This is a genomic window from Streptomyces yangpuensis (assembly GCF_024666385.1).
Classification (GTDB): Bacteria; Actinomycetota; Actinomycetes; order Streptomycetales; family Streptomycetaceae; genus Streptomyces; species Streptomyces yangpuensis.
This window is the reverse complement of the sequence record NZ_CP102514.1, coordinates 7207864-7229869: the sequence shown is the minus strand read 5'-3', so window position 1 is coordinate 7229869 and position 22006 is coordinate 7207864. Positions and strand designations below refer to the sequence as shown.

Below are 22006 nucleotides of genomic sequence, written 5' to 3'. Positions count from 1 at the left end.
GGGCAGCGCGGCCCGAAAATGCGTCGAGGACGGTCCCCCGGATGCCGTAGGGTGAGGTCCACCGACGCGGGGTGGAGCAGCTCGGTAGCTCGCTGGGCTCATAACCCAGAGGTCGCAGGTTCAAATCCTGTCCCCGCTACTGCTCGGAAGGGCCCGGATCCTTGTGGATCCGGGCCCTTCTGCCGTTCCGGGCCCTGTTCGCGCCCTGTCCGGGCCCGGCCCGGGCCCCCTCCGGGCCCTGTCAGAGCTCGTGGCGCCGCCGTCCCCGCCGCGGCCGGCGCGACGATGAGCGGGCCGCCCGCCATGTGACCGCAGTCACAGAAGTTCCTGTCGCCCGATGTCGACCGGATGCGGTGCGCCGGGCGTATGCCCGGTGAGAGGGATACATGGATTCGGGAGCGATTTTTGACCGTCGAGGAGTTCGAAGCGTTCTACGCACAAGCGGCGGGAAGGCTCACAGGACAGCTGTACGTGATGCTCGGTGACCATCACGAGGCACAGGACGTGGTGCAGGAGGCCTTCGTCCGGGGGTGGGGGCGCCGGCGCCAGCTGGACCGGGACGGCCGCCCCGAGGCGTGGATCCGTACCGTCGCATGGCGGCTCGCGGTCAGCCGCTGGCGGGTGCGCAGGCGCTCCGCCGACGCCTGGCGGCGCAGCGCTCCCGCGCAGCACGTGGAGGGGCCGGGACCCGAGGTGGTGGCCCTCGTCGAGGCACTGCGCCGGCTGCCCCTGAAGCAGCGCCGCACGATGGCGCTGCACTACCTGTGCGACCTGACGGTCGAGCAGATCGCCGCCGAGACCTCGCTGTCCGCCAGCACGGTCAAGACCCACCTCTCCCGCGGCCGGGCCGCGCTCTCACATCACCTGCAGGATCCGCGCACCGAGGAGGCCCCCGATGCCTGAGTCCCACGACCCGCTGCGGTCGGCCTTCCGCGCCGCGGCCTCCGCCGGGCAGTCCGCGACCACGCTCCCGCCCGTCTCCGTCATCGAGCATCACGGCGAACGGGTCCGGCGGCGCCGGATCGCGGGCATCGCGGCCGCCTGCTGTCTGCTGCTCGGCGGATCCGGTGCGGCGCTGGCCGCGTTCCTGCCGCAGGACGCCGGCCGGCCGACGCTCCCGGTGACCACCCCCTCGCCCGTACCGCCCTCCGATCTGCCGACCTCCCTGCCGACGTCCGCGCTTCCCTCGGCGCAGGGCACCAGGACCTCGCTGACCCCGCCCAGCGCCACCGCGGGCACGGGCACCGCCACCGCCACCGCGACGACGAGCGCCGCCCCGCCCCGGAGATCCACTCACCCCGGCTCGCCGCCTCCCACCAGCGCCAGCACCAGCACCCAACTGCCGCGTTAGGGACCGCCCGCGCGGGCCGGGCCGATGCCACCCCCGGCGACCACCCAGCGCAAGCACGCTCCCAGCCCTCGCCCCGCCTCCACCACACCCCACATCGCCGCCTGCGGACACCGGCCCGGAAACCCCGGCCGGCGGTTCCGCACACCCTCAGACGGCCAGGAGATACCCTTATGTCCGTTTCAGCCCCGCATCGAACGGCCGAGGTCCCCCGCTCGCGGCCCGCCCTCGCGGACCGTCCCGCCGCCCCTCGCCCCCGCCGCTCGCTCCCGGCCCTGCGCGTGCTCGGGCCGGCCGACCGCGAGGTGCTGTGGCTCTACCTGCTGACCCGCGTCGGCATCTGGACGACCGCGGGCGCCGTCGGCTGGCTGTTCCCCGCCGACGGCGACAGCCACAGGCCCGCGTCGCTGCTCACGCCCTGGCAGCGCTGGGACTGGACGTTCTACTTCCGCATAGCCAAGGACGGGTACTTCCCCGACGCCACCGGCCCCTGGACGGCCGGCTGGGACAACCGGGAGGCCTTCCTGCCCGGCTTCCCGCTGGTCCTGCGCGCCGTGCACACGGTCGTCCCCTCCTGGGCCGCCTCCGGAGCACTGATCTCCTTCGTCGCGGGAGGCGTCGCCGTCCTGGCCCTCGCCCGCATCGCCCGCGACCGGCTGGGCGACGAGGAAGCCGGCCGGCGCGCGGTGACCTTTCTGCTGGTCTCACCGTGCGCCGTGTTCCTCGCCGCCGGCTACACCGAGGCGCTCTTCCTCGCGCTGGCCCTGCCCGCCTGGCTGGCGGCGCAGCGCCGGAACTGGGCCGCCGCCTCCGTCCTGACCTGCCTGGCCTGCTCGGTGCGGGTCACGGGACTCTTCCTCGCGGCCGCGCTCGCCCTCCACTTCCTGCTGACCGCCCGGACCCGTACCGCCTGGCGCGGCGCCCCCTGGCTGTTCCTGCCGGCCCTCCCGCCGCTGCTCCACAGCTGGTACCTGCACGCGTGGACCGGGGACTGGATGGCCTGGAAGCACTCCCAGGAGCGCGGCTGGTACCGGGAGTTCCACCTGCCGTGGGAGGCCTGGTCCCACACCTGGACGGCCGCCTTCGGGCACACCCAGCCCACGGGCTACGCCCTGATGTGGCAGGCGGAACTCCTGGCGATGGTGACCGGCGTGGTCCTGCTGGCCGTGCTGGTACGGGGCCGCCGCTGGCCCGAGGCGCTCTACATCGCCCTCACCCTGTGGGCGCTGGGCACCTCCTACTGGTACACCTCCGTACCCCGCTCCACCCTGCTGTGGTGGCCGCTGTGGATCGCCCTGGCCGGCTGGAGCCTGCGCCGCCCCCGGGTGCGCAGCGCCTACCTGTACGTGGCCGGGCCCCTGTGCACCACGGTGGCCATCACCTTCCTCACCGGACGCTGGGCGGGATAGCGGCATGGCGGGACAGCGGGACAGCGGGCCGGACGGCGGGGGTACCGGCCGGGCGAACGGGCCCCCGGCCGGGCGCCGGACGCGCATACTCGGAGGATGGCCGACACCACCATCGTCGAGGTCGACACCGATGTGCGCGACCGGCTCGCCGTGCTCGCCGCCGACCGCGGACTGAGCCTGCGCGCGTACCTCGCCGAACTCACCACCGCCCAGGAGAACGCGACCGCGCTCGCCCGCGCCGCACGGGCCTTCGAGGACGCGCTGGAACGCCCCGGCTTCCGGGAAGGCTTCGCGCGCGACTTCGGCGGCAGCACCGGCCGCGACTGACCCGGCCGGCCGGCGGGGCGCCGGCACCCGGGTGGCCCCGCCGACGGGCCGGTCCGCCGGAATGTCCCTAGTCTCGGGGAAGGACCGCTTCGAGCGCTGGAGGACGTCTGTCATGACCGATGCGAACGAGGCGCAGCAGGCCGACCGCGGTCTGAAGGCCAAGCACCGTGCGATGTGGGCCATGGGCGACTACCCGTCCGTGGCCTCCCACGTCGTCGCCCCGCTGGGGCCGCTGCTGGTGAAGGAGTGCGGGATCCAGATCGGTGACCGGGTCCTCGACATCGCGGCGGGCTCCGGCAATGCCGCCATCCCGGCCGCGCTGGCCGGGGCGGACGTCGTGGCGTCCGACCTGACCCCCGAGCTGCTGGAGGTCGGACGGCACCTGGCCGCCGTACAGGGCGCGAAGCTGGAGTGGCGGGAGGCGGACGCCGAGGCGCTCCCCTTCGCGGACGGCGAGTTCGATGTCGTCATGTCCTGCATCGGCATCATGTTCGCCCCGCACCACCGCACCGCCGCCGACGAGATGCTGCGGGTGTGCCGGGCCGGCGGGACGGTCGGGCTGATCAGCTGGACCCCCGAGGGCTTCGTCGGACGGCTGTTCGCGACGATGAAGCCGTACGCCCCGCCGCCCCCGCCCGGTGTGCAGCCGCCGCCGCTGTGGGGGAACGAGGAGTACGTCCACGACCTGCTCGGCGACGCGGTCACCGATGTCGTCGCCCGCCGCCGGACGGTCCCCGTGACCCTCTTCAAGAACCCGCCGGACTTCCGGGAGTTCTTCAAGGCCTGCTACGGGCCGACCATCGCCGTGTACCGCGCGGTGGGCGACGATCCGGAGAAGGTCGCGGCTCTGGACGCGGCGCTCGACGCGCTCGCCGCCGAACACACCACGGACGGCGTCATGGAGTGGGAGTACCTGCTGCTGACCGCCCACCGGCGGAGCTGACGCCAACCGCCACCCGCCGCCCCGGTGCGGCCTGTGCACGCTGGAGCTGCCGCGCCTAGCCGGCCCGTGTTCACCCGGCCGTGGCCTCCCTACGTCCCCTGCGTACGGCGGGAGCCGCGGCCCCGGTCCTCGGGGGCGATCATGGCGATCAGCCCGTAGTCCAGCTCCGCGCCGTCGATGAGCAGGGCCTCGATGGTGCGCGTGGCGGGGTCGATGTCGGCCTCCACGCCCTGACCCCGGTACCGGGGATATCCGGAGGCCCCCTGCTCGCCGGTCGCCTCGACCACGGCCGACCTCAGGGCGCGGTCCGCCGGGGAGGCCCCACGGAGGTTCTCGATGTGCTCGGGCACCACCAGGATCTCGAAGCTCTGCGGCTCAGTGGTCATGGAACCGAAGCTACCGGATGGCGCGTCGCCCGGCCGGTTCACACGTCGCGGCGTCGCACCACGATCACCGCGAGGGCCACGGCGGTCAGAATCGCGACAGAGCCTCCGGCCCGGTCGGGCGGAGGCTCTGGAGTGGGGAGATCGGTGCCCACGTCGGCGGCCGTGCGGCCGCCGCGCGCCGTTCGCAGGCCGGATCGGCGGATCCGGGTGGAACAAGCCGGGGCCCCGTGGGCACTCGCGCAGGCGTCGGAGGCCCCGGCTCGTACGAGGGAACTCGTCAGCTGCCGGCCGAGACGTTGCCCGACAGGACCGGGATGTTGTCCAGGATGTGCGAGAGCGGCTCGTCGCCCTTGGCCTGGGTGGAGTTCTCGGTGCACTGCTGGTTCTGCGGGTTGGACAGGACGTTGATGTCCTGGACGCCGACGTTGGCGATGAGCGCCAGCACGGACTGGGCGTTGACCTTCACCGGCAGACCGATGCAGGGCTTGTTCAGCGTGCCCTGGACCAGGCCGAGCTGCGGGCTCTGGTCGCCGTGGGTCTTCTGGTTGCCGTAGATCTGCTGGGCACCGTTGCCGTTGACGGTGTTGACACCGTTGTCGTTGCCGATGGCCATGGCCGGGGCCGCCACGGCGGCGCCCGCGCCGACGATGGATGCGGTGGCGGCGGCGGTGGCCATAATCTTCTTGAGCATCAGGGGGTCCTTATGTCGCACGAGTGCATGGGGGTAAGCGCCTTGATCAACGGACGGGGCGACGGCGGGTTCCGGTGCTTCACCCGAACGGCGGCATCCCGTCCCCACCCCCGTCTCCCCTGCCTCGTCACGCTCCCCGGACCGCCACGTTCAGCTCGACCACGTAGTGCTCCTCCACCCAGCCGTCGGGGAAGCGCCGTATCAGCAGGGCCCGTTCGTCGGCCAGGAAACCGTCCGTCCCGGGCTCGCCGACGAGGAAGAGGGAATGGGTGGACAGTTTGGCCAGGTGCGTGTCGACGGGAACGCGGCGCGACCACGACAGGTGACGGCCGGTGAACCGCAGCCCGTCCTGTGGGCGGGCCCGTTCGTTGATGTACCAGCCGGGCCCGAACCGGGCCTCGATGCGCGCCTGCTGCTCCGCGATCCATCCGACCGTGACATCGGGGTCGTTGTGCCAGATGGCGAGCGCGCCGCCCGGCCTCAATACCCGCAGCGCCTCGGGGACGGCGCGGTCCGGATCGGTCCAGTGCCAGGACTGCGCGTACGTCAGCAGGTCCAGGCATCCGGAGGACAGCGGCAGCCTGTTGCCGTCCGCGCGGACCAGCGGGGTGCGGGGGTTGCGGCGCCGGAACTCGGCGGCCATGCCCTCGCCCGGTTCCACCCCCACCACGCGGGCGCCGCGCGCCTCCAGCAGGGACGTGGCGATTCCCGTACCCGCGCCCACGTCGGCGACGCGGGCGCCGGCCAGGGGAAAGCCGGCCAGTTCCGCCAGCGCGTCGAAGAGCTGGGGCGGATACGAGGGGCGGTTGGCGGCGTAGCGCGCCGCCGCGGAGCTGAATGAACGAGCACGGGATTCGGTCGTCATGCCGCCCATGATGCCGCCGGGCCGGCCTTCCGCGCAGTGGGTCGCCGGTGTGGTGGGGGCCCGCGCCGCAGGAGTGACCGTACGATCACCGTCGGTACGGGGAGAGGCGGATCGCACATGGTGGCCGCGCGGTATGTCACGGAGCTGGTCGAGGCGTTCGAGAGGAACGCCGAACGGCCCGCGCTCGGATCCGGCCCGGTCGTGCTGTCGTTCCGGGACGTGCTCGACGCGGCCCGGCGGCTCGCCGCGGTGCTGGCCGAGTCGGGGATCGGGCGCGGCTCGGGGCTGGCTTGTGTGGCGGGCACGAACCGGCCGGAGGTGCTGCTGGTACGGATCGCCGCGCATCAGCTGGGTGCGCGGCTGACACAGGTCGTCGCCGGACCGGCGCTGTACGGGCTGGACTTCGTCCTGCGGGACTGCCGGCCGGACCTGGTGCTGCACGACGTGCCGGTGCCCGCTACGGGCGCGCCCCGGCTGGACCTGGACGAGGCGGTCCGGCGGGCCGGGCGGCACGCGGCGCTGCCGGTGCCGGTGGGGGCGCGGGACGAGGACGTGGCGCGGGTGACGTACACCGGCGGGACGACGGGGCGGCCCAAGGGGGTGGCCTCGACCTTCGGTGCGATGGCCGCGCGGAACTCCGTACGGCCCGCGGGCTGGGCGAAGACCGACTACCTGTCGGTGACCTCGCTGGCGCAGCGGTCCGGGGGCCGCTGCCTGGAGCAGTTCCGGGCCGGCGGCCGGGTGGAGATCCTCGACCCCTTCGGGACACGGGAGTTCGCGGCGGCCTGCCGGCGGCTGGGGGCGGTGTCCACGTACCTGACGACGTCGATGGTGTACCGGCTGCTGGACGATCCGGTGACCGCTCACGGGGTGCCGGGGCTGGAGGTGGTCTCGTACGGGGACTCCCCGGTCCACCCGGAGCGGCTGCGGGAAGCGGTGACGCGCTGGGGCGGGCGGTGGCGGCAGGGCTACGGCACGAACGAGGCGGGGGTGATCTGCCGGCTGACCCCGGCCGACCACGACGCGGCGGTGGGTGGGCGGCCGGAACTGCTGGGGTCGGTCGGACGGCCCGTCGAGGGCGTGGAGGCCGAGGTCCGCGACGAGCGGGGCGGGAGGGTACCGGCCGGACGCACAGGCGAGGTGTGGACCCGGTCGGCGGCGATGATGTCCGGCTACTGGGGCCGGCCCGGGACGACGGCCGAGGTGCTGCGGGACGGCTGGCTGCGCACCGGGGACCTCGGGCACTTCGACGCGGACGGCTACCTGTACCTCGATGACCGGGCCGTGGACGTGGTGATGGTCGACGGGGACAACGTGTACTGCGTGCCGGTCGAGGCGGCACTGGCCCGGCATCCCGCCGTGGCACAGGCGGCGGTCGTGGGCCGGCACAGCGACACCACCGGCGAGGAGGTGTGCGCCTTCCTGGTTCCGGCGGCGGGCTTCGCCCCGGGTCCCGCGGCGGCCGACGAGGCCTGCGCCCTGGTGGAACGCTCCCTGGCCCGCGCCCACCGGCCCACGACCGTGTTCTGGGTCCGGGACATCCCCCTCACCCCCCGCGGGAAACCGGACAAACGCCGGCTCCGAGCCCGCGCCGCGGGTGGTTGACTAGGGGAATGGATCTCGTGGAAAACCGGGCCGGTTCCGGGGGCGGGGGGCGGTGTGCGGCGCCGTCCGTCGACGGTGAACTCGCTGTGGCGCTGGCCGCTTCGGGGGACCGGGTGGTCGCGGAGCCGCTCACTCCGGAGAACCTCGCGGCCCGGCAGGAGCGGGACGCCGCCGTGCGGCCGCGGCCGAGCGTGGAGGAACTCCGGGACGGCGGCCGGTTCGAGGTCGACGAGTGGCGCGTGCCGGGGCCGCCCGGCGAGCCCGATGTGACCCTGCTGAGCGCGCGCCCCGCCGGCCTCGGCGGGGCGCTGCCCCTGCTGTACTACATGCACGGCGGCGGCATGATCATGGGCAATGCCCCCTCCGTGCTGCCGCAGCTGCTCCGCGAATGGGCCCTTCCGCTGGGGATGGCCGTGATCTCCGTCGAGTACCGGCTGGCGCCCCGGGTACGTTATCCGGGACCGGTGGAGGACTGCTACGCCGGCTTCACCTGGGCGGCAGCGCACGCGGCCGACCTGGGCATCGACCCGGACCGCCTCGTCATCGGCGGGAAGAGCGCCGGTGGCGGCCTCGCCGCCGCGCTCGCCCTGCTCACCCGCGACCGGGGCGGGCCCACGCCCATCGGGCAACTGCTGCTGTGCCCCATGCTCGACGACCGCGACGCGACCGTCTCCAGCCGGCAGATGGCCGGCGTGGACGTCTGGGACCGGATCTCCAACGCGACGGCGTGGCGGGCGCTGCTGGGCGACCTGTACGGCACCGCGGACGTGCCGCCGTACGCGGCACCCGCGCGGGCCACGGATCTGTCCGGGCTGCCCCCGGCCTATATCGACGTCGGGTCGGCGGAGACGTTCAGGGACGAGGACGTGGCCTACGCCGACGCGATCTGGCAGGCGGGGGGCCGGGCCGAACTGCACGTGTGGCCCGGGGCGTTCCACGGTTTCGACACCTTCGCACCGGACGCGGCCCTCAGCCGGGACGCCTGTGAGGCCCGCACCCGCTGGCTCCGGCGACTCCTCGCCCGGCCGGCGTCCGGTGCCGCCTGAGCGGGCGGCCGTACCCGCCGCGCCGCTCGGCGGGGAACGCGGACCTCAGGTCCTCGATGTGGCTTCGTGCGCGGATCAGGTGCTCTCGTCACGCCGCGATGATCGCAGGACACCCGAGCGGGCGACGCCCGGGGCCCTGCGCCACGGGGGCCTTCGCGGGGCCGCCTAGGCGGCCGGGACCACCGAGGCCCGTACGGCCGTGGCCCATTCCTGGAGCAGTGCGGCGTGGCGGACGCGCTCCGTGTCGGTGAGGCGGCCTTCGGCGCGCGCGAAGAGACAGCGGATGTCGGCGTTGATCTCGGCGAGGGAGCGTTCGGGGGCGAAGTCGTCAGGGGTCGGGCTCACGTGATCAAGAGTAGGGCCGGGGTCCGACAACCGTGGACGGTGTCCGGCATACGGACGCCGATGCCCGCCATGGCGGACTCATTCGGCGATCCGGGCGGCCCTGGACCGGAGGTAGCGGCGTTCGGGGGCGCTGAGGGTGAGCCCGGCGGCCTTCGTGTAGGCGGCGCGGGCCGCCGCCCGGTCGCCCGCCCGCTCCAGCAGGTGGGCCCGTACGGCTTCGAGGCGGTGGTGACCGGCGAGGTGGTCGTCGTCGTCCAGTGCGGCGAGCAGCTCCAGGGCCCGGCGCGGTCCGTGCACCATGGCCACGGCGACCGCGTGGCCGAGACGTTCCACCGGGCCGGGCACCAGCCGGATGAGCACCTCGTAGAGGGCGAGGATCTCCACCCAGTCGGTGTCCTCGTCGCTCGCCGCCTCGTCGTGGACGGCGGCGATCGCGGCGCGCAGCTGGTACGGGCCGAGCGGGGTGCGGGTGAGGGCGTCGCTGACCAGGGCGACCCCTTCGGTGACGGCGGCGCGGTCCCAGAGGGTACGGTCCTGCTCAGCGAGCGGGATCAGGCTGCCGTCCGGCCCGGTACGGGCGGCGCGCCGGGCGTCGGTGAGCAGCATCAGGGCGAGCAGGCCGGCCACCTCGCCGTCGTCCGGCAGCAGGGCGTGGACGGCGCGGGTGAGGCGGATCGCCTCGGTGGCGAGGTCGGCCCGTTGCAGTTCCCGGCCGGAGCTGGCCGTGTACCCCTCGTTGAAGATGAGGTAGAGCACGTGGAGCACGTCCGCCAGCCGCGCCGCACCTTCCCGTTCCCGTTCCCCTTCCTGTTCCTGTTTCGCGGTGCGGAAGGGCGACGGGGAGGTCTTGATACGCCGTTTGGCGCGACTGATGCGCTGCGCCATGGTGGCCTCGGGGACGAGGAGGGCGCGGGCGATCTCCGCCGTGGTGAGGCCGCCCACGGCCCGCAGGGTGAGGGCGATCCGGCCGGCGGCGGGCAGGTCGGCGCTGCAGCAGAGGAAGAGCAGGGCGAGGGTGTCGTCCTCGGCGGGGGCGCGGCCCTCCCCCGGCGGCGGCGCCACGAACTCGTCGCGCGGGGTCAGCGCGGCGGCCGTCTCCTCGCGGCGCCTGCGCGCGTCCTCGCTGCGCAGCTGGTCGGTGAGCCTGCGGGAGGCCACGCGGATCAGCCAGCCGCGCGGATTGCGGGGACGGCCCTCCTCCGGCCACTGCCGGGCCGCGGCGAGCAGGGCCTCCTGGACCGCGTCCTCCGCGGCGTCGAAGTGTCCGTAGCGCCGGACGAGCGCGCCGAGGACCTGCGGCACCAGTCGGCGCAGCAGGTCCTCATCAGCGGGCTCGGAGGTGGGAGGGCCGGGCGGGCCGGGCGGGGTGGGCGGGGTGGAACGCGTCATCACATTTCGGTGCCCGAGACGGAGTCGACGGGCCGGACGACGACCGGGTAGTTGGGCGCCCCTTCGGGCACCGGGCAGGCGTGGGCCCGGGCGGCGATCTCGGCGGCCCTGGCGAAATCGGGGACGTCTACGATCCAGTAGCCGGCCAGCACCTCCTTGGCCTCGCCGTACGGCCCGTCGGAAATTACGGGTGTGCCGTCGGCGCCCGCGGTGACCAGCCGGGCCTGGCGGGGTTCGGTGAGTCCCTGTCCGTCGACCCATTCGCCCGACTCGGCGAGGTCGTCGTTCAGGGCGCCCATGTAGTCGAACATCGCCTTCAGCTCCGCCTCCGACCACGCGGGGTTGCCGCTGCTCGCCCGGCCGCCCATGGCGTCGTAGTCCGCCTGGCTCCCGAGAACCATCAGCATGTACTTCATGGAGTGCCACTCCTTCTGGTCGCGGGCTCCTGGATCGGGAGCCTCTCGCACGGGACGTCGGAGCCGTCCCTCCCATTTCGACATGTCGGCCGGCACCGCGCGAGATCGCCGCTCCGCCGCGGTGCTGACGCGTCGGCGCCGCCGTGCTGCCGCGTCGCCCGCCCCGGTGCGCCCGGGGCGCCGGGTTACGCTGCCCGCATGAAGATCATCGACCTGGAGTGCGGCGACGCCCGGCTCACCGCCGACCTGCTTCCCGTGCTGCTCGAACTGCGTCCCCACCTCACCGAGGAGCTCTTCCTCGCGGTCCTCGCTGAGGGGCAGGGCCAGGGGCTGCGCTTCACGGCGGCCTACGACACGGACGGGGTGTGCGTGGGCGCGGCGGGCTGGCGCGTCGTCGCCACCACCTCCATGGTCCGCAAGCTCTACGTCGACGACCTGGTGACCTCGGCCGCGTCCCGTTCCACCGGTGTGGGCCACGCGCTGCTCGCGCACTTGGAGCAGCACGCCCGGGCCGCCCGGTGCACCGCCCTCACCCTGGACTCCGGCACCCAGCGGACCGACGCGCACCGCTTCTACTTCCGTGAGCGGATGGCCGTGACCGCCTTCAGCTTCGAAAAACCGCTCCTCTGAGGAGAATTCCCCGTCACCGGGCGAGCCGTCATGCCGCCGCCGCGCAGGCGCCCTCCCCGACGGCGGACGCGGCGGTGCGCCAGGCCGCGGTGACGGCCTCACGGGCGCGGTCGGTCGCCTCCGGCACCCGGTCGGGGAGGTGCAGCGGAGAACCGATGTGCACGTGGAGGCAGGGTCGCCGCAGCGGCGCCGTGAAGACCCCGGCGAGCTGCTTGGCGCCGCTGCCCGAGCACAGGCGGCGGGAGCCGGCCTGGCCCACCGGCACGACGGGGGCTCCGGTCGCGGCGGCGAGCCGGGCCAGGCCGCTGCGGAAGGGGCCCGGAGCGGCCTCCCCCGCGTCGCGGCGCGCCGGCAGCCCGCCCTCGCCGTACAGCAGCACGCTGCGGCCCGAGGCGAGGGCGACGGCGGCGGCGTCCAGGGAGTCCGCGGCGCGGGCGGTCCCGCGGTGCACGGCGATGTGCCCCTCGCGCCGCAGGGCCGGCCCGAGCAGCGGTACGCGCCACAGTCCGGCGGTGGCCAGGATGACCGGCTCGATCCCGTGCCGGCGCAGGGCCGCGACCACGACGGCGGGGTCGGCGAGGGAGGTGTGGTTGGCCACGAGGATGGAACCGGTGGCGGGCCGGGCACCGGGGTCGGCGGTGACGGTCAGCCGCCCGAAGGCGGGGACCAGGGCGGCGGCGATTCGGCTGAGCATGGACGGCCCCGTTCGATGGTGCGGGCGGTGGTGTTGCGGTCCATCGTCGGCGGGACGGCCGGGGCGGTCATGAGTAGCCGTACTCACCGAATATGACCGAACGGTCACAAGATCGGTCCGGGGGAACGTGTGGTGCGCGACACGCATCTAGCAGTGTGGCGGGGCCCTCTCAAGGCCTCGCCACACGGATCTGCACAGTGTGAGCGGCAAGGCGGGGCTTGGATGAAGGCGGTAACGGTGACGGGCGGTTCCTCGGACGACCCGAAGAGCGAGGGAACCACCGTCACGGGGGAGGAACCCGAGAAGGCGGCGTCGCCCGCGGCGGCAGACACGGAGACCGGCACGGAGGCGGAAGACTCGACGGGCTCTCCGGGCTCTCCGGTCTCTCCGGAGCCGGGGCCGGCCGAGACGGGGAAGCACGAGGACGCGGACGCGCGACCCGCCGCCGAGAACCAGGCAGAGGGAGAGCCGGCGGCGGAAAACCGGCCGGAGCCGGAGGGTGACGTCGAGGGGGCGGACGCCGAGCCCGAATCCGAAGCACGGGCAGCGGAGACCGAGTCGGAGGCTCCCGCCGCACCCGACACCGACACACCGGACAGCGACCCCAAGGCCGAGGACGAGACCGACGCGGAGGATCCGCGCATCAAGGTCCGGCGCGCACCGGGCACCGCGACTCCCGGGACCAAGGCGCCCGGGACCAAGGCGCCCGAGACCAAGGAATCCGCCAAGCCGGAGCCGAATCCGGAGCCGGAGCCGGAGGCCGACGCGAAGGACTCGCGCACGCAGGTGCTGCGCGTGCCCGAGCCCCAGGCGACCGCCAAGCCGAAGCCCGAGGCCGAAACCGAGCGCGAGGCCGAGAACTCGCGGACCCAGGTCCTGCGGGTGCCCGGCAGCGCAGCTCCGGAACCCAAGAAGACCGCCGAGCCGGAGCCCGAGGCCGACGCCGCCGAGCAGAAGCCCGAGACCGAGGCGGCGGCCGACGCGAAGGATTCGCGCACCCAGATCCTGCGTGTGCCCGGCGCCGCAACACCCGGGCCCAAGGCGCCCGCCGAGCCGGACCCCGAGGCCAGGGACAAGGCCAAGGCCGAGGCCGAGGCGACGGATTCGCGGACTCAGGTCCTGCGCGTGCCCGAGCCCAAGGCGACCGCCAAGCCGAAGCCCGAGGCGGACACCGAGGCCGGGCCCGAGGCCGAGAACTCGCGGACCCAGGTCCTGCGTGTGCCCAGGCCCGAGACGACCGCCAAGCCGAAGCCCAAGCCCGATGCTGAGGGCGGCTCGGGGCGTGTGCCCGGTACCGCGGCGCCCGAGTCCGAGAAGGCCGCCGAGCCGAAGCCCACGTCCCAGTCGCAGGACGGCGCTCGGAAGGTGCCGGCCTGGGCCGCGGCCCGGGACGAGAACTCGGATCCGGAGCCGGAGCCCGAGCGGACGAGCCGGTTCGTCGCGCTCAAGGACCCCGACGCCGCGCCGCCCGTCACGGCGCGCCCCCAGCCCCAGGCGCGGCCGCAGGGCCCCGTACCGCAGCCCCTGCCTCCGCTGGATCTGCTGGCCGAGCTCACCAACACCCCTGCCCCGGTGGAGACCCCGCGCCGGACCGTGCTGCGGCGTGTCAAGGTGTGGACGCCAATCCTGCTGCTGCTCGTCGGTGCCTGCATCGGCGGCCAGATGCTGCGGCCCCTGCCCGACCCCCGGCTGGTCGCCGCCGAGACCGACCACACCGTCGACGGACAGGTCGCCATACCGTGGCCCGCCAAGGGTCAGGGCGCCGTGCGCGTCGTCGGCTCCGGCGACGTCGCGACCTTCGGGGAGCAGAAGCCCGTGCCGACGGCCAGCGTCGCCAAGATCATGACGGCCTATGTGATCCTCAAGAACCACCCGCTGCGCAAGGCCGAGCCCGGTCCGAGCATCACGGTCGACGCGAAGACCGTGGCGGACGGCACTTCGGAGCACGAGTCCCGGATCACGGGCCTCACAGCCGGCTCGAAGTTCAGCCAGCAGGACATGCTGAAGATGCTCATGATCCCCTCGGGCAACAACGTCGCCCGTCTGCTGGCGCGCTGGGACACGGGCACCGACTCCGAGGCCGCGTTCGTCGAGAAGATGAACGCCGCCGCGCGGGAACTCGGGATGAAGGACACCACGTACACCGACCCGAGCGGTCTGGACGCGGGTACCGTCAGCACCGCTTCCGACCAGCTGAGGCTCGCCGAGGCGGTGATGAAGGACGAGGCGTTCCGCGCGATCGTCGCCCTGCCGGAGGCCCCCATCAAGGGGTTGGGCGAGAAGCTCGTCAACAACAATGACCTGCTCACGGCGCAGGGCATGAGCATTCGCGGTATCAAGACCGGCTCCAGCACACCCGCCGGCGGAACCTTCGTGTGGGCTGCCTACAAGACGATCGACAACAAGGACCAGTTGATCATCGGCTCGCTGATGGAGCAGCGCGCGCCCGCCCCGGACGAGAACGCCCTCAAGAGCCTGGAGCTGGTGAAGGCGAACAGCAAGAAGATCATCGAATCGGTGCGGACGGCCCTCGCGTCCACCCCGCTCGTCCGCAAGGGCGATGTCGTCGGGTACGTGGACGACGGGCTCGGCGGGCGCACCCCGCTCGTGGCCGTCAAGGACCTGAACGTGATCAGCGTGCCGGGCCAGCAGTTCAAGCTGTCCCTGAAGCCGGGTGCGTCGCCGCTGCCGCACACCGCGAAGGACGGCGCGGAGGTCGGTGTGCTGACGGCGGGTGAGGGCGAGGGCGCCAAGAGCGTACCGGTGGCCGTCAAGGGAGCCCTGGCCGAGCCCTCGTTCGGTACGAGGCTCACGCGCCTCGGCTGAGCCGTCCCGTGCCGTGCCCGTGCCGTGCCCGTGCTGTGCTGTGCCCGCCGCCCGGTTCCTGAACCGGCCGACGGGCGGGTACGGGCGGCGGCGGGTCCTCAGCGGACTCAGAGGCCGTCAGTGAACAGCAGCCGGTTGGGGGTGCCGGCACCGGTGCCGGTCAGGAGGTCCTCGGTGGACGTCTCCACGAGCCGGTCGGCGACCTGCTCGGGGGTGGCCGCCGGGTGGGCCGCCTTGTAGAGGGCGGCCGTTCCGGTGACGTGCGGAGCGGCCATGGACGTACCGTCCAGGGTGACGGTGTCACCGCCGAGCAGCGCCGAGTCGATCTGCTCGCCGGGGGCGGAGATCTCGACGCACTCGCCCCGGTTGGAGAACCTGGACTGCTCGTCGCGCACGTTGCTCGCGGCCACCGTCATCACCCGGTCCGCCGAGGCCGGGGAGACCGTGCAGGCGTCGGCCGAGGAGTTGCCCGCCGCGACGACCGGCAGGGTGCCGGCCTCGGCGACGGCGGTCGCGGCCCTGTTCACGGCCTCGGAGCGGCTCCCGCCCAGGGAGACGTTCAGGACGGCCGGCTGCCTGGCGTTCTGCGCCACCCAGTCCAGTCCGGCGACGACCGCCGAGTACTCGCCGCGGCCGTCGCAGTCCAGTACGCGGACGCTGACCAGGCGTACGGCGCGTGCGACCCCGTACGTCCGGCCGCCGACGGTGCCCGCGACGTGCGTGCCGTGGCCCTCGCAGTCCTGCCCCTCACCGCCGTCCTCGACGGCGTCGAAGCCGGGCTCGGCCCGGCCCTCGAACTCGGGGTGGGCGAAGTCGATCCCGGTATCGAGGATGTAGGCGGTCACCCCGGCGCCGTCACCCGCGGTGGTGAAGTCGCCGTCGAGCGGCAGGATCCGCTGGTCGATCCGGTCCAGGCCCCAGGTCGGGGCGGGCAGCCCGGCGGCGGAGAGGGCGGCGGGGCCGGCCGGTGTCGGCGGCGCGGAGACCTCCGCGTCCGCCTCCACCGAGCGGACGCCCGGGGTCGTACGGACCTCTTCGAGCTGCTGCGGGGTGAGGGGCACCGCGAAACCGTTCATGGCGGAGCCGTACACGAAGGTGGGCTCCAGCCCCAGCCGTTCCGCGAACCCGGTGGCGTCCACGCCCTCGTCGAGGCTGACGATGTACTGGCCGGGAATGGCCGCGGCGGGCATGAGGAGCGGTGCCCGTACGGGTTCGGGGACGTCCGCGGCCGCGGCGCCGGCCAGTGCGGGGGCCGTCGCGATCAGGGCCGCGGCGGTCAGACGTGCGAGCAGTCGCATGGAGGTACTCCCCGGGAGGTGGGCGGTCGTCAGGAGACGGCCGCGTCCGTGCCGGTGCTCGGTCGCGGCCTCCCTCTCCTTCGGACGGGGCCCGGGAGGTCTTGAGGGGCCCGTCCCCGCATGGCCCAGTGCCCGCCCGCCGGACCCGGCGCACGCGGCGCGGGCAGGGCGGAGCGGGGTGGGGCGGAGCCGGTCACGGCCCGGCCGGGACCGCCCCGGCGACCGCCCCGCCGCGACCACCCGCCGGCGGGCGGGCGGGCGACGAGCCGGTCAGGCGCCGGGCCGGGGAGCCGGGTCAGGCGCCGGGCGGCACCCGGGAGGGGCGGCCCGTGCCGCGCGTCAGGGAGTACCCGAAGACGCCCGCGAGGGCGCCGAGCACCCCGCCGGCCGCGGTCCAGAGCCAGCGGTCCGACCACCAGCCGCCGGACCAGCCGTCCTCCGGCTCGCGCAGGGAGCCGGTCACCGTCCCGGCGACCAGCGGCTTGGCCAGGGCCCCGTCCACGGCGAAGGCGCCTCCCTCCTCGTGTACGTCGGCCTCGACGGCCGCGCGCACCGGCAGGCCCAGGTCCTCCTCCGGCAGGTCCACGACCGTCAGACGGACGTAGTAGCTGCCCGGCAGCGGGTCGTTGGCCCACGGCTCCGCACCGGCGCGGACCGTGCGCAGGGTGCAGGACAGTTCGACGGAGGCGGCCTCCTTGGCCGCCGCCCGGCTCTGGGTGCCGTAGGTGCAGGCCTGTCGGCGGCGGAGGCCGTCGTACACGTCGAGCTGCCACGTCGAGGCGCCGTGCCGGGCGGCGGACTCGGGCAGGGTGACCGCGGCCTTGACCGTGACGCGCTGCTGCGCGTCGACCGGAAGCACCCAGTACAGGTAGTCGCCGCTGGAGGCGCCCGCCGTGGCCTTCTGGCCGGGCCGGAACGGGGCGGCGGTACGGAAGCTCGTACCCGCCTCGGTCGGGGCGGCGGCCTCGGCCGCGGCCCCGCCCTTGCCGGGGGTGGCGCTCGGCGACGGGGTGTCCGCGGAGGCCGGGCCGGCGGCCGTACCGGCCACCGCGAGGGCGGCGGCCGCCGCGAGCAGGCCCGCGGTCAGTGTGCGTACGGTACGCATCAGTTGGTCCTCCAGACGGAGATACGCCAGCGGGAGATCCAGCCCCACACCAGGCCGGCCAGCAGTCCGGCCAGCACCAGCACGGCCAGCGTCCACCAGCCGCGCCCGAGGCCGAAGGCCGCGGCGTCGGAGATGTCGCCCGGACCGTCCACCAGGTCGATGGTCAGCTCGACGGGCATGCCCGGGGTCGTCTTGACGGACGTGGGCGCCGAGAAGGAGTTGCTGACCTGGAGGCAGACGGTCTCCGCGGCGGGCTTCGCGTCCGAGTCGGAGTCGGAGTCGTCGACCTCGGCCTTGGGGTAGCGCAGGCCGGTGGAGAGGACGTCGGTACGCCCGTCGCCGGCCTCCGAGCCGCGTACGATCTCCCGGCCGTGGACGGTCGTGGCGCGCAACAGGACGCCGTAGTCATTGTTCACGGCCCGGTCGGCGCCGATGCTCACCGAGGCGCGCAGCTCCTGGCCCGGGAGGACGTCCACCCGGTACCAGCGGTGCTCGCCGAAGGTTTCGCGGTCGCTGTAGAGGCCGGCCTTCAGCTGCGGGGCGCCCGCGCACTGCTTCGCGCCCTCGGTCGCCACCGGGTTGACGACCGGGTCTGCGGCCCGGTCGACGAGTTGGCGGACCCTGCCGGAGAGTTCGGCCTTGTGCTGAACGGAGGTGTACGTACCGCCGGTGGCCTCGGCGATACAGGTCAGCTGGGCCCGGGTCTTGGCGTCCGGAACCAGGCCGAGGGTGTCGATGACCAGGTGGATGCCCTTGGCGGCGATGTCGCGGGCCACTTCGCACGGGTCGAGCGGGGCGCAGGTGTCCTCGCCGTCCGTGATGAGGACGATCCGCTTGGTGGCATTGCCTCCCTCGAGGTCCTGGGCGGCGCCGAGCAGGGCCGGCCCGATCGGCGTCCAGCCGGTCGGGGCGAGCGTGGCGACGGCGGTCTTGGCCTCGGTCCGGTCGAGGGGTCCGACCTTGTAGAGCTGCTTGGTGTCCTTGCAGCCGAGGGTGCGGTCGTCACCCGCGTAGTCGGCGCCGAGGGTCCGTATGCCGAGCTGGACTTCGGCGGGGACGGCGTCGATGACCTCGTTGAAAGCCTGCTTCGCGGCGGCCATGCGGGACCCGCCGTCGATGTCGTTGGCCCGCATGGAGCCGCTGACGTCCAGGACCAGGTCGACCTTGGGGGGTTCCTTCGCCGTCGGTTCGTCGGCGGCCGTGGCGCTCGCCGGGAAGAGGCCGACGGCCAGTGCGGCGAACAGGCCGCAGGCCCGGGCCGCAAGCCGTTTTCTTGTGATCATCGCCGGATCGTATTGAGGATCGTCCGGCAATCCAAAAACACGGCCCGTGTGGACCGGCGGGTGGACCGGTGGATGTCCGGATGCGCGGGACACCCCCCAAGGGCTGTCCCGTACGCTGCCGAGATGAGTACCCGCACCTTCCGCATCACCGTCCGCGGCGCGTTCGACGGCCTGACCGACGGCCAGCGGGCCGAGCTTCTCGCGGCGGCGCCCGAGCACGACATGCTGCGCGCGGAGTTCACCGCCGCGGGGCACCTCACGTACGACCTGGCGCCCGCCCCTTCTTCACCTTCCGTTTCCTGGACTCGGGCGAGGCGGAGGAGGACATCCTCGACGCCACGGCGCGCGCGGAGCTGGCCGCGGAGAGCTGGCTGACGGAACGCGGTTACGGCTTCAAGCAGTTGCGCTCGCAGGCACAGGACCTGTCGCTGGCTCCGCTGGGCAAGCGGCAGCGCCGCGAGGCCGCACGGGCCGGTTCGGAGGCCTGACCGGGAACCGGTAGCGGCCGGGGCACCGGGGCGCGGCGCCGTCCGAGGGGGCGGCGCCGTCCGAGGGGGCGCGGCGCCGTTCCGTCAGGGTCCGGTGTCCGGGGCGAAGACGGTCGCGAGGTGTGCGGCCAGTTGCTGCGGGGTCGGCGGGGAGAGGCGGGCGCCGAGGTGCCCGTCGGGGCGGACGAGGAACGCGGTCGGCGCTTCGGCTGCGTACATCCGGGCGAACTCGCCGGCGGTGTCGTGGTAGGTCGGCAGGGCGGCCGGGCCCGCCGGGGTGCCGGGCGGGGTACCGGCGGGCATCACGACGCACGTGCCGACCCGGCCGCCGGAGGACTCCCGTGCCGTCCGGGCGAGTTCGTCGAGGCCGGTCCCGTACAGCAGCAGGACGTGTTCGCGCTCGCGCAGGAGGTCGCCGAGGCGCAGCGGGACTGCGGCGATCGGCGAGGTGAGGCCCGTGCAGTCCGGGGCCCGGTCGCCGGGGCGGGGTCCGGGGCCCTGGCCGGGCGGGTCGACGACGGGGCTGCCGCGGTAGCCGACGAGCAGCTGGGCCTCGCGCAGGATCAGGGTGTCGGCGTCCTCGGGGTCGGACTGCACGCCTTGGGCGGAGGCGTGACGGACCGTGCGGCCGACGACCTCCTCGCCGACGGGCCGGCGTTCGGCGTCGTAGCTGGGGAGCAGGCCGGGGTGGGCGGCGCCCTCGACGGCCAGGGCGAGCTTCCACGCCAGGTTCCAGGCGTCCTGGATACCGGTGTTCATGCCCTGCGCACCGGTCGGCGGGTGGATGTGCGCGGCGTCGCCCGCGATGAAGACCCGGCCGTGGCCGTAGCTGTCCACGATCCGGTGGCTGATGCGGAACACCGATGACCAGCGGATGTTCGAGGCGGTCGTGGGTGCCGGCGACAGCCGGTCCAGAACGGTCTGGATGTCGGCCAGTTGCGGGGTCCGGCCGCCCTGGAGGCCGTGGGCCACACCGTCCGCGGCGGCCGCGGCCCGCGCCGCGGTGGACAGTTCGGGCGGCACCTTCATGGACATCCGGTAGCGGTTGCGGCCCGGGAGGGGGATGCACACCAGTACGTCGTCGACGGCGCCCGCGCCGTCCAGGTGCATGGCGCGCAGGGTGTAGCCGTACGGCAGGTCCCAGTCGGCCTCGACGTCGGCGAGCATGTACTCCTCGGGGAAGGCTCCGCCCTCGAAGGAGAGCCCGAGGCCCTTGCGGACGATGCTGTGGGCGCCGTCGCAGCCCACCAGGTACCGGGTGCGCAGTTCCTCCTCGGCACCGGAGGGGGTGTGCAGGCGGCTGGTGACGCCGTGGGCGTCCTGGCTGAACGACACCAGTTCGGTGCCGCGTTCGACGGTGGTGCCCCAGCGGCCCAGGTGCTCGTCGAGGATGCGTTCGGTCTCGTACTGGGGCAGCGCCGCGAAGCGGTAGGGCACTTCGGGCGGCAGGACGAGGTCGATGCGGGGCCGCTCGGCGCCGTTGACGTAGGTGAGCTGGCCCCGCAGGGGGACGGCCGCGTCCAGGGCGGCGCGGACCATTCCCATGCGGTCCCAGATCTCCAGGGTCCGCGGCTGGATGCCGACGGCCTTCGCGAAGGGCAGGCGGGCGGGGAGCCGGTCGACGATCCGGCAGGACACGCCGCGTCGGCGCAGTTCCGCGGCGGCGGTCAGCCCGATGGGGCCGGCGCCGACGACCAGTACGTCCGTCGTGTTGCTGTGCGCCACTGGCAGCTCCCGGCGTGCGGCCCCCGTCGGAGTCGGTCCCGGTCCCGGTCCCGGTCCCGGTCCGACTCCATGGTGGCCGCCCGCCGGGCGTCCGGCATCTCGGCCCGGTGCTCGTTACTCGACGACGAGGTCGACCTCGATGTTGCCGCGGGTGGCGCGGGAGTACGGGCAGACCTCGTGGGCCTGCTTCACCAGGAGGGCGCCCGTCTCGCCGGCCAGGGATTCCGGCAGCTCGACGCGGAGGGTGACGCCGAGGCCGAAGCCGGCGCCGTCCTTGCCGATGGAGACCTCCGCGGTGACCGAGACGTCGCTGGTGTCCGCCTTGGCCTGGCGGCCGACGAGGCCGAGCGCGCTGGCGAAGCAGGCGGCGTAGCCGGCGGCGAAGAGCTGCTCGGGGTTGGTGCCCTGCCCGTTGCCGCCCAGCGCCGGAGGCATGGCCAGGGCGAGGTCGAGCTGACCGTCGGAGCTGACGGTGCGGCCCTCGCGGCCGTTGGCGGTGGCGACAGCGGTGTAGAGCGCGTCCATGAGAGTTCCTCTCGCAGAAGTGAACCGTGGCGGCGGCCGGTGGTCGACCGCGCTCCACCAGTAGAGCACGCAATTCAGTTGTGCACAATTCAATGCCCTCCAAGTCCTGGCCGGGTACACTGGCCGACATGACCGAGCAGCCCACCGCGACCCACTCCGACCAGGACTTCCTGCGCCTCGACGGCCAGATCTGCTTCGCGCTGAACGCTGCGAGCCGGGCCTTCGGCGGCCTCTACCGGGTGGTCCTCAAGGACCTGGGGCTCACGTACCCGCAGTACCTGGTGATGCTCGTGCTGTGGGAGCACGGCGAGATGCCCGTCAAGGAGATCGGGCAGCACCTACGGCTGGACTCGGGCACCCTGTCCCCCCTGCTCAAGCGGCTGGAGGCGGCCGGCCTGGTCCGCCGCGAGCGCAGCACCGAGGACGAGCGCTCCGTGCGCGCCGGCCTGACCGAGGAGGGCGCGGCACTGCGCGCCCGCGCGGTGGAGGTGCCCCGGCGGATCGCCGCGGCCACCGGTTTCGAGCTGACCGAGGTCGTCGACCTGCAGGCCCGCCTGAGCCGCCTCACCGCCGCGCTGGACGCGGCCGTGCCCCTGGAGGAGGCACGGGAGGCGTAGCCGCCGTCCGCGACGGACACTGGGGCCACCCCATGGCGGCAGGAG

The 22006-nt window shown here is 74.0% G+C and carries 22 protein-coding genes, 1 tRNA gene and 1 pseudogene; 12 read left to right on the top strand and 12 right to left on the bottom strand.

Going from position 1 to position 22006, the window contains the following annotated elements:
- Positions 1-65: 65 nt before the first annotated feature.
- From NRK68_RS32760 to NRK68_RS32735, 6 genes are all read left to right on the top strand, one after another.
- Positions 66-139: transfer RNA gene (locus tag NRK68_RS32760), tRNA-Met, on the top strand.
- 266 nt (positions 140-405) lie between these two features.
- On the top strand, positions 406-903 hold the full coding sequence (locus NRK68_RS32755) for a SigE family RNA polymerase sigma factor (protein ID WP_183064785.1): 498 nt from the start codon (positions 406-408) through the stop codon (positions 901-903).
- The gene (locus tag NRK68_RS32750; RefSeq protein WP_257857576.1) at positions 896-1351 is read left to right on the top strand and encodes a hypothetical protein; all 456 of its coding nucleotides are present in this window, start codon (positions 896-898) and stop codon (positions 1349-1351) included. Before NRK68_RS32755 ends, NRK68_RS32750 begins: the two co-directional genes overlap by 8 nt.
- 170 nt (positions 1352-1521) lie before the next feature.
- Positions 1522-2757 carry a mannosyltransferase family protein gene (locus NRK68_RS32745; RefSeq protein ID WP_257857575.1) on the top strand — a complete coding sequence of 412 codons (1236 nt, stop codon included), beginning with the start codon at positions 1522-1524 and terminating at the stop codon, positions 2755-2757.
- A gap of 96 nt (positions 2758-2853) precedes the next feature.
- Entirely contained in the window at positions 2854-3084 is a 231-nt protein-coding gene (locus NRK68_RS32740) for an antitoxin MazE7 (protein ID WP_183064782.1), read from the top strand.
- Between the two features lie 112 nt (positions 3085-3196).
- A complete protein-coding gene (locus tag NRK68_RS32735; protein ID WP_257857574.1) occupies positions 3197-4027 on the top strand; it encodes a class I SAM-dependent methyltransferase in 831 nt (276 codons plus the stop codon).
- A gap of 89 nt (positions 4028-4116) precedes the next feature.
- On the opposite strand, the gene NRK68_RS32730 is transcribed toward NRK68_RS32735, so the two are convergent.
- The 3 genes from NRK68_RS32730 to NRK68_RS32720 all read right to left on the bottom strand — a co-directional run bounded on the left by NRK68_RS32730 (position 4117) and on the right by NRK68_RS32720 (position 5969).
- Entirely contained in the window at positions 4117-4413 is a 297-nt protein-coding gene (locus NRK68_RS32730) for a hypothetical protein (protein ID WP_183064780.1), read from the bottom strand.
- Between the two features lie 277 nt (positions 4414-4690).
- Positions 4691-5104 (bottom strand): rodlin, encoded by a 414-nt coding sequence (locus NRK68_RS32725; protein ID WP_046780054.1) that lies wholly within the window; start codon positions 5102-5104, stop codon positions 4691-4693.
- Between the two features lie 127 nt (positions 5105-5231).
- A complete protein-coding gene (locus NRK68_RS32720; RefSeq protein WP_257857573.1) occupies positions 5232-5969 on the bottom strand; it encodes a class I SAM-dependent methyltransferase in 738 nt (245 codons plus the stop codon).
- Between the two features lie 117 nt (positions 5970-6086).
- Between NRK68_RS32720 and NRK68_RS32715 the strand changes: the two genes are divergently transcribed.
- Together NRK68_RS32715 and NRK68_RS32710 are read left to right on the top strand one after the other, a co-directional pair.
- Positions 6087-7574, top strand: a complete 1488-nt coding sequence (locus NRK68_RS32715) for an AMP-binding protein (RefSeq protein ID WP_257857572.1) — start codon at positions 6087-6089, stop codon at positions 7572-7574.
- 8 nt (positions 7575-7582) lie between these two features.
- Entirely contained in the window at positions 7583-8620 is a 1038-nt protein-coding gene (locus NRK68_RS32710; protein ID WP_257857571.1) for an alpha/beta hydrolase, read from the top strand.
- A gap of 165 nt (positions 8621-8785) precedes the next feature.
- Here the strand turns inward: NRK68_RS32710 and NRK68_RS32705 are convergent, their stop codons facing one another.
- The 3 genes from NRK68_RS32705 to NRK68_RS32695 all read right to left on the bottom strand — a co-directional run bounded on the left by NRK68_RS32705 (position 8786) and on the right by NRK68_RS32695 (position 10770).
- The gene (locus NRK68_RS32705) at positions 8786-8965 is read right to left on the bottom strand and encodes a hypothetical protein (protein WP_183064776.1); all 180 of its coding nucleotides are present in this window, start codon (positions 8963-8965) and stop codon (positions 8786-8788) included.
- Positions 8966-9043: 78 nt separating this feature from the next.
- Positions 9044-10354 (bottom strand): RNA polymerase sigma factor, encoded by a 1311-nt coding sequence (locus tag NRK68_RS32700; RefSeq protein ID WP_183064775.1) that lies wholly within the window; start codon positions 10352-10354, stop codon positions 9044-9046.
- Entirely contained in the window at positions 10354-10770 is a 417-nt protein-coding gene (locus NRK68_RS32695) for a YciI family protein (RefSeq protein WP_183064774.1), read from the bottom strand. The genes NRK68_RS32700 and NRK68_RS32695 overlap by 1 nt, the downstream gene beginning before the upstream one ends.
- Positions 10771-10968: 198 nt before the next feature.
- Here NRK68_RS32695 and NRK68_RS32690 point away from each other — a divergent pair, with 198 nt between their 5' ends.
- Positions 10969-11400 (top strand): GNAT family N-acetyltransferase, encoded by a 432-nt coding sequence (locus tag NRK68_RS32690; RefSeq protein ID WP_183064773.1) that lies wholly within the window; start codon positions 10969-10971, stop codon positions 11398-11400.
- 28 nt (positions 11401-11428) lie between these two features.
- Here NRK68_RS32690 and NRK68_RS32685 read toward each other — a convergent pair whose 3' ends face one another.
- Positions 11429-12094: a lysophospholipid acyltransferase family protein gene (locus NRK68_RS32685; protein WP_183064772.1), complete on the bottom strand. Its 666-nt coding sequence runs from the start codon at positions 12092-12094 to the stop codon at positions 11429-11431.
- Between the two features lie 222 nt (positions 12095-12316).
- Here NRK68_RS32685 and NRK68_RS32680 point away from each other — a divergent pair, with 222 nt between their 5' ends.
- Positions 12317-14920: a D-alanyl-D-alanine carboxypeptidase gene (locus NRK68_RS32680; RefSeq protein ID WP_257857570.1), complete on the top strand. Its 2604-nt coding sequence runs from the start codon at positions 12317-12319 to the stop codon at positions 14918-14920.
- Positions 14921-15027: 107 nt separating this feature from the next.
- On the opposite strand, the gene NRK68_RS32675 is transcribed toward NRK68_RS32680, so the two are convergent.
- The 3 genes from NRK68_RS32675 to NRK68_RS32665 form a co-directional block, all read right to left on the bottom strand.
- Positions 15028-16218: a S8 family peptidase gene (locus NRK68_RS32675; protein ID WP_257857569.1), complete on the bottom strand. Its 1191-nt coding sequence runs from the start codon at positions 16216-16218 to the stop codon at positions 15028-15030.
- A gap of 295 nt (positions 16219-16513) precedes the next feature.
- Positions 16514-17323, bottom strand: a complete 810-nt coding sequence (locus tag NRK68_RS32670; protein WP_183064770.1) for a hypothetical protein — start codon at positions 17321-17323, stop codon at positions 16514-16516.
- Positions 17323-18606, bottom strand: coding sequence for a VWA domain-containing protein (locus NRK68_RS32665; protein WP_183064769.1), 1284 nt, complete (start codon positions 18604-18606; stop codon positions 17323-17325). Before NRK68_RS32665 ends, NRK68_RS32670 begins: the two co-directional genes overlap by 1 nt.
- Positions 18607-18729: 123 nt before the next feature.
- On the opposite strand from NRK68_RS32665, the pseudogene NRK68_RS32660 reads away from it, so the two are divergent.
- Positions 18730-19094: pseudogene (locus tag NRK68_RS32660) on the top strand (DUF6204 family protein).
- A gap of 84 nt (positions 19095-19178) precedes the next feature.
- Here the strand turns inward: NRK68_RS32660 and NRK68_RS32655 are convergent.
- Complete coding sequence (locus tag NRK68_RS32655; RefSeq protein WP_183064767.1) at positions 19179-20819, bottom strand: FAD-dependent monooxygenase; 1641 nt, start codon at positions 20817-20819, stop codon at positions 19179-19181.
- A 114-nt stretch (positions 20820-20933) separates the two neighbouring features.
- Positions 20934-21344 (bottom strand): organic hydroperoxide resistance protein, encoded by a 411-nt coding sequence (locus NRK68_RS32650; protein WP_046780043.1) that lies wholly within the window; start codon positions 21342-21344, stop codon positions 20934-20936.
- Between the two features lie 128 nt (positions 21345-21472).
- Here NRK68_RS32650 and NRK68_RS32645 point away from each other — a divergent pair, with 128 nt between their 5' ends.
- Positions 21473-21961, top strand: a complete 489-nt coding sequence (locus NRK68_RS32645) for a MarR family winged helix-turn-helix transcriptional regulator (protein WP_183064766.1) — start codon at positions 21473-21475, stop codon at positions 21959-21961.
- Positions 21962-22006: the final 45 nt, after the last annotated feature.

Bases quoted from the DNA above. Each gene is read 5' to 3' on its own strand.
- NRK68_RS32750 (WP_257857576.1), top strand. From the start codon at position 896: ATGCCTGAGTCCCACGACCCGCTGCGGTCGGCCTTCCGCGCCGCGGCC.
- NRK68_RS32745 (WP_257857575.1), top strand. From the start codon at position 1,522: ATGTCCGTTTCAGCCCCGCATCGAACGGCCGAGGTCCCCCGCTCGCGG.
- NRK68_RS32740 (WP_183064782.1), top strand. From the start codon at position 2,854: ATGGCCGACACCACCATCGTCGAGGTCGACACCGATGTGCGCGACCGG.
- NRK68_RS32735 (WP_257857574.1), top strand. From the start codon at position 3,197: ATGACCGATGCGAACGAGGCGCAGCAGGCCGACCGCGGTCTGAAGGCC.
- NRK68_RS32730 (WP_183064780.1), bottom strand. From the start codon at position 4,413: ATGACCACTGAGCCGCAGAGCTTCGAGATCCTGGTGGTGCCCGAGCAC.
- NRK68_RS32725 (WP_046780054.1), bottom strand. From the start codon at position 5,104: ATGCTCAAGAAGATTATGGCCACCGCCGCCGCCACCGCATCCATCGTC.
- NRK68_RS32720 (WP_257857573.1), bottom strand. From the start codon at position 5,969: ATGACGACCGAATCCCGTGCTCGTTCATTCAGCTCCGCGGCGGCGCGC.
- NRK68_RS32715 (WP_257857572.1), top strand. From the start codon at position 6,087: ATGGTGGCCGCGCGGTATGTCACGGAGCTGGTCGAGGCGTTCGAGAGG.
- NRK68_RS32710 (WP_257857571.1), top strand. From the start codon at position 7,583: ATGGATCTCGTGGAAAACCGGGCCGGTTCCGGGGGCGGGGGGCGGTGT.
- NRK68_RS32700 (WP_183064775.1), bottom strand. From the start codon at position 10,354: ATGACGCGTTCCACCCCGCCCACCCCGCCCGGCCCGCCCGGCCCTCCC.
- NRK68_RS32695 (WP_183064774.1), bottom strand. From the start codon at position 10,770: ATGAAGTACATGCTGATGGTTCTCGGGAGCCAGGCGGACTACGACGCC.
- NRK68_RS32690 (WP_183064773.1), top strand. From the start codon at position 10,969: ATGAAGATCATCGACCTGGAGTGCGGCGACGCCCGGCTCACCGCCGAC.
- NRK68_RS32685 (WP_183064772.1), bottom strand. From the start codon at position 12,094: ATGCTCAGCCGAATCGCCGCCGCCCTGGTCCCCGCCTTCGGGCGGCTG.
- NRK68_RS32680 (WP_257857570.1), top strand. From the start codon at position 12,317: ATGAAGGCGGTAACGGTGACGGGCGGTTCCTCGGACGACCCGAAGAGC.
- NRK68_RS32675 (WP_257857569.1), bottom strand. From the start codon at position 16,218: ATGCGACTGCTCGCACGTCTGACCGCCGCGGCCCTGATCGCGACGGCC.
- NRK68_RS32670 (WP_183064770.1), bottom strand. From the start codon at position 17,323: ATGCGTACCGTACGCACACTGACCGCGGGCCTGCTCGCGGCGGCCGCC.
- NRK68_RS32665 (WP_183064769.1), bottom strand. From the start codon at position 18,606: ATGATCACAAGAAAACGGCTTGCGGCCCGGGCCTGCGGCCTGTTCGCC.
- NRK68_RS32650 (WP_046780043.1), bottom strand. From the start codon at position 21,344: ATGGACGCGCTCTACACCGCTGTCGCCACCGCCAACGGCCGCGAGGGC.
- NRK68_RS32645 (WP_183064766.1), top strand. From the start codon at position 21,473: ATGACCGAGCAGCCCACCGCGACCCACTCCGACCAGGACTTCCTGCGC.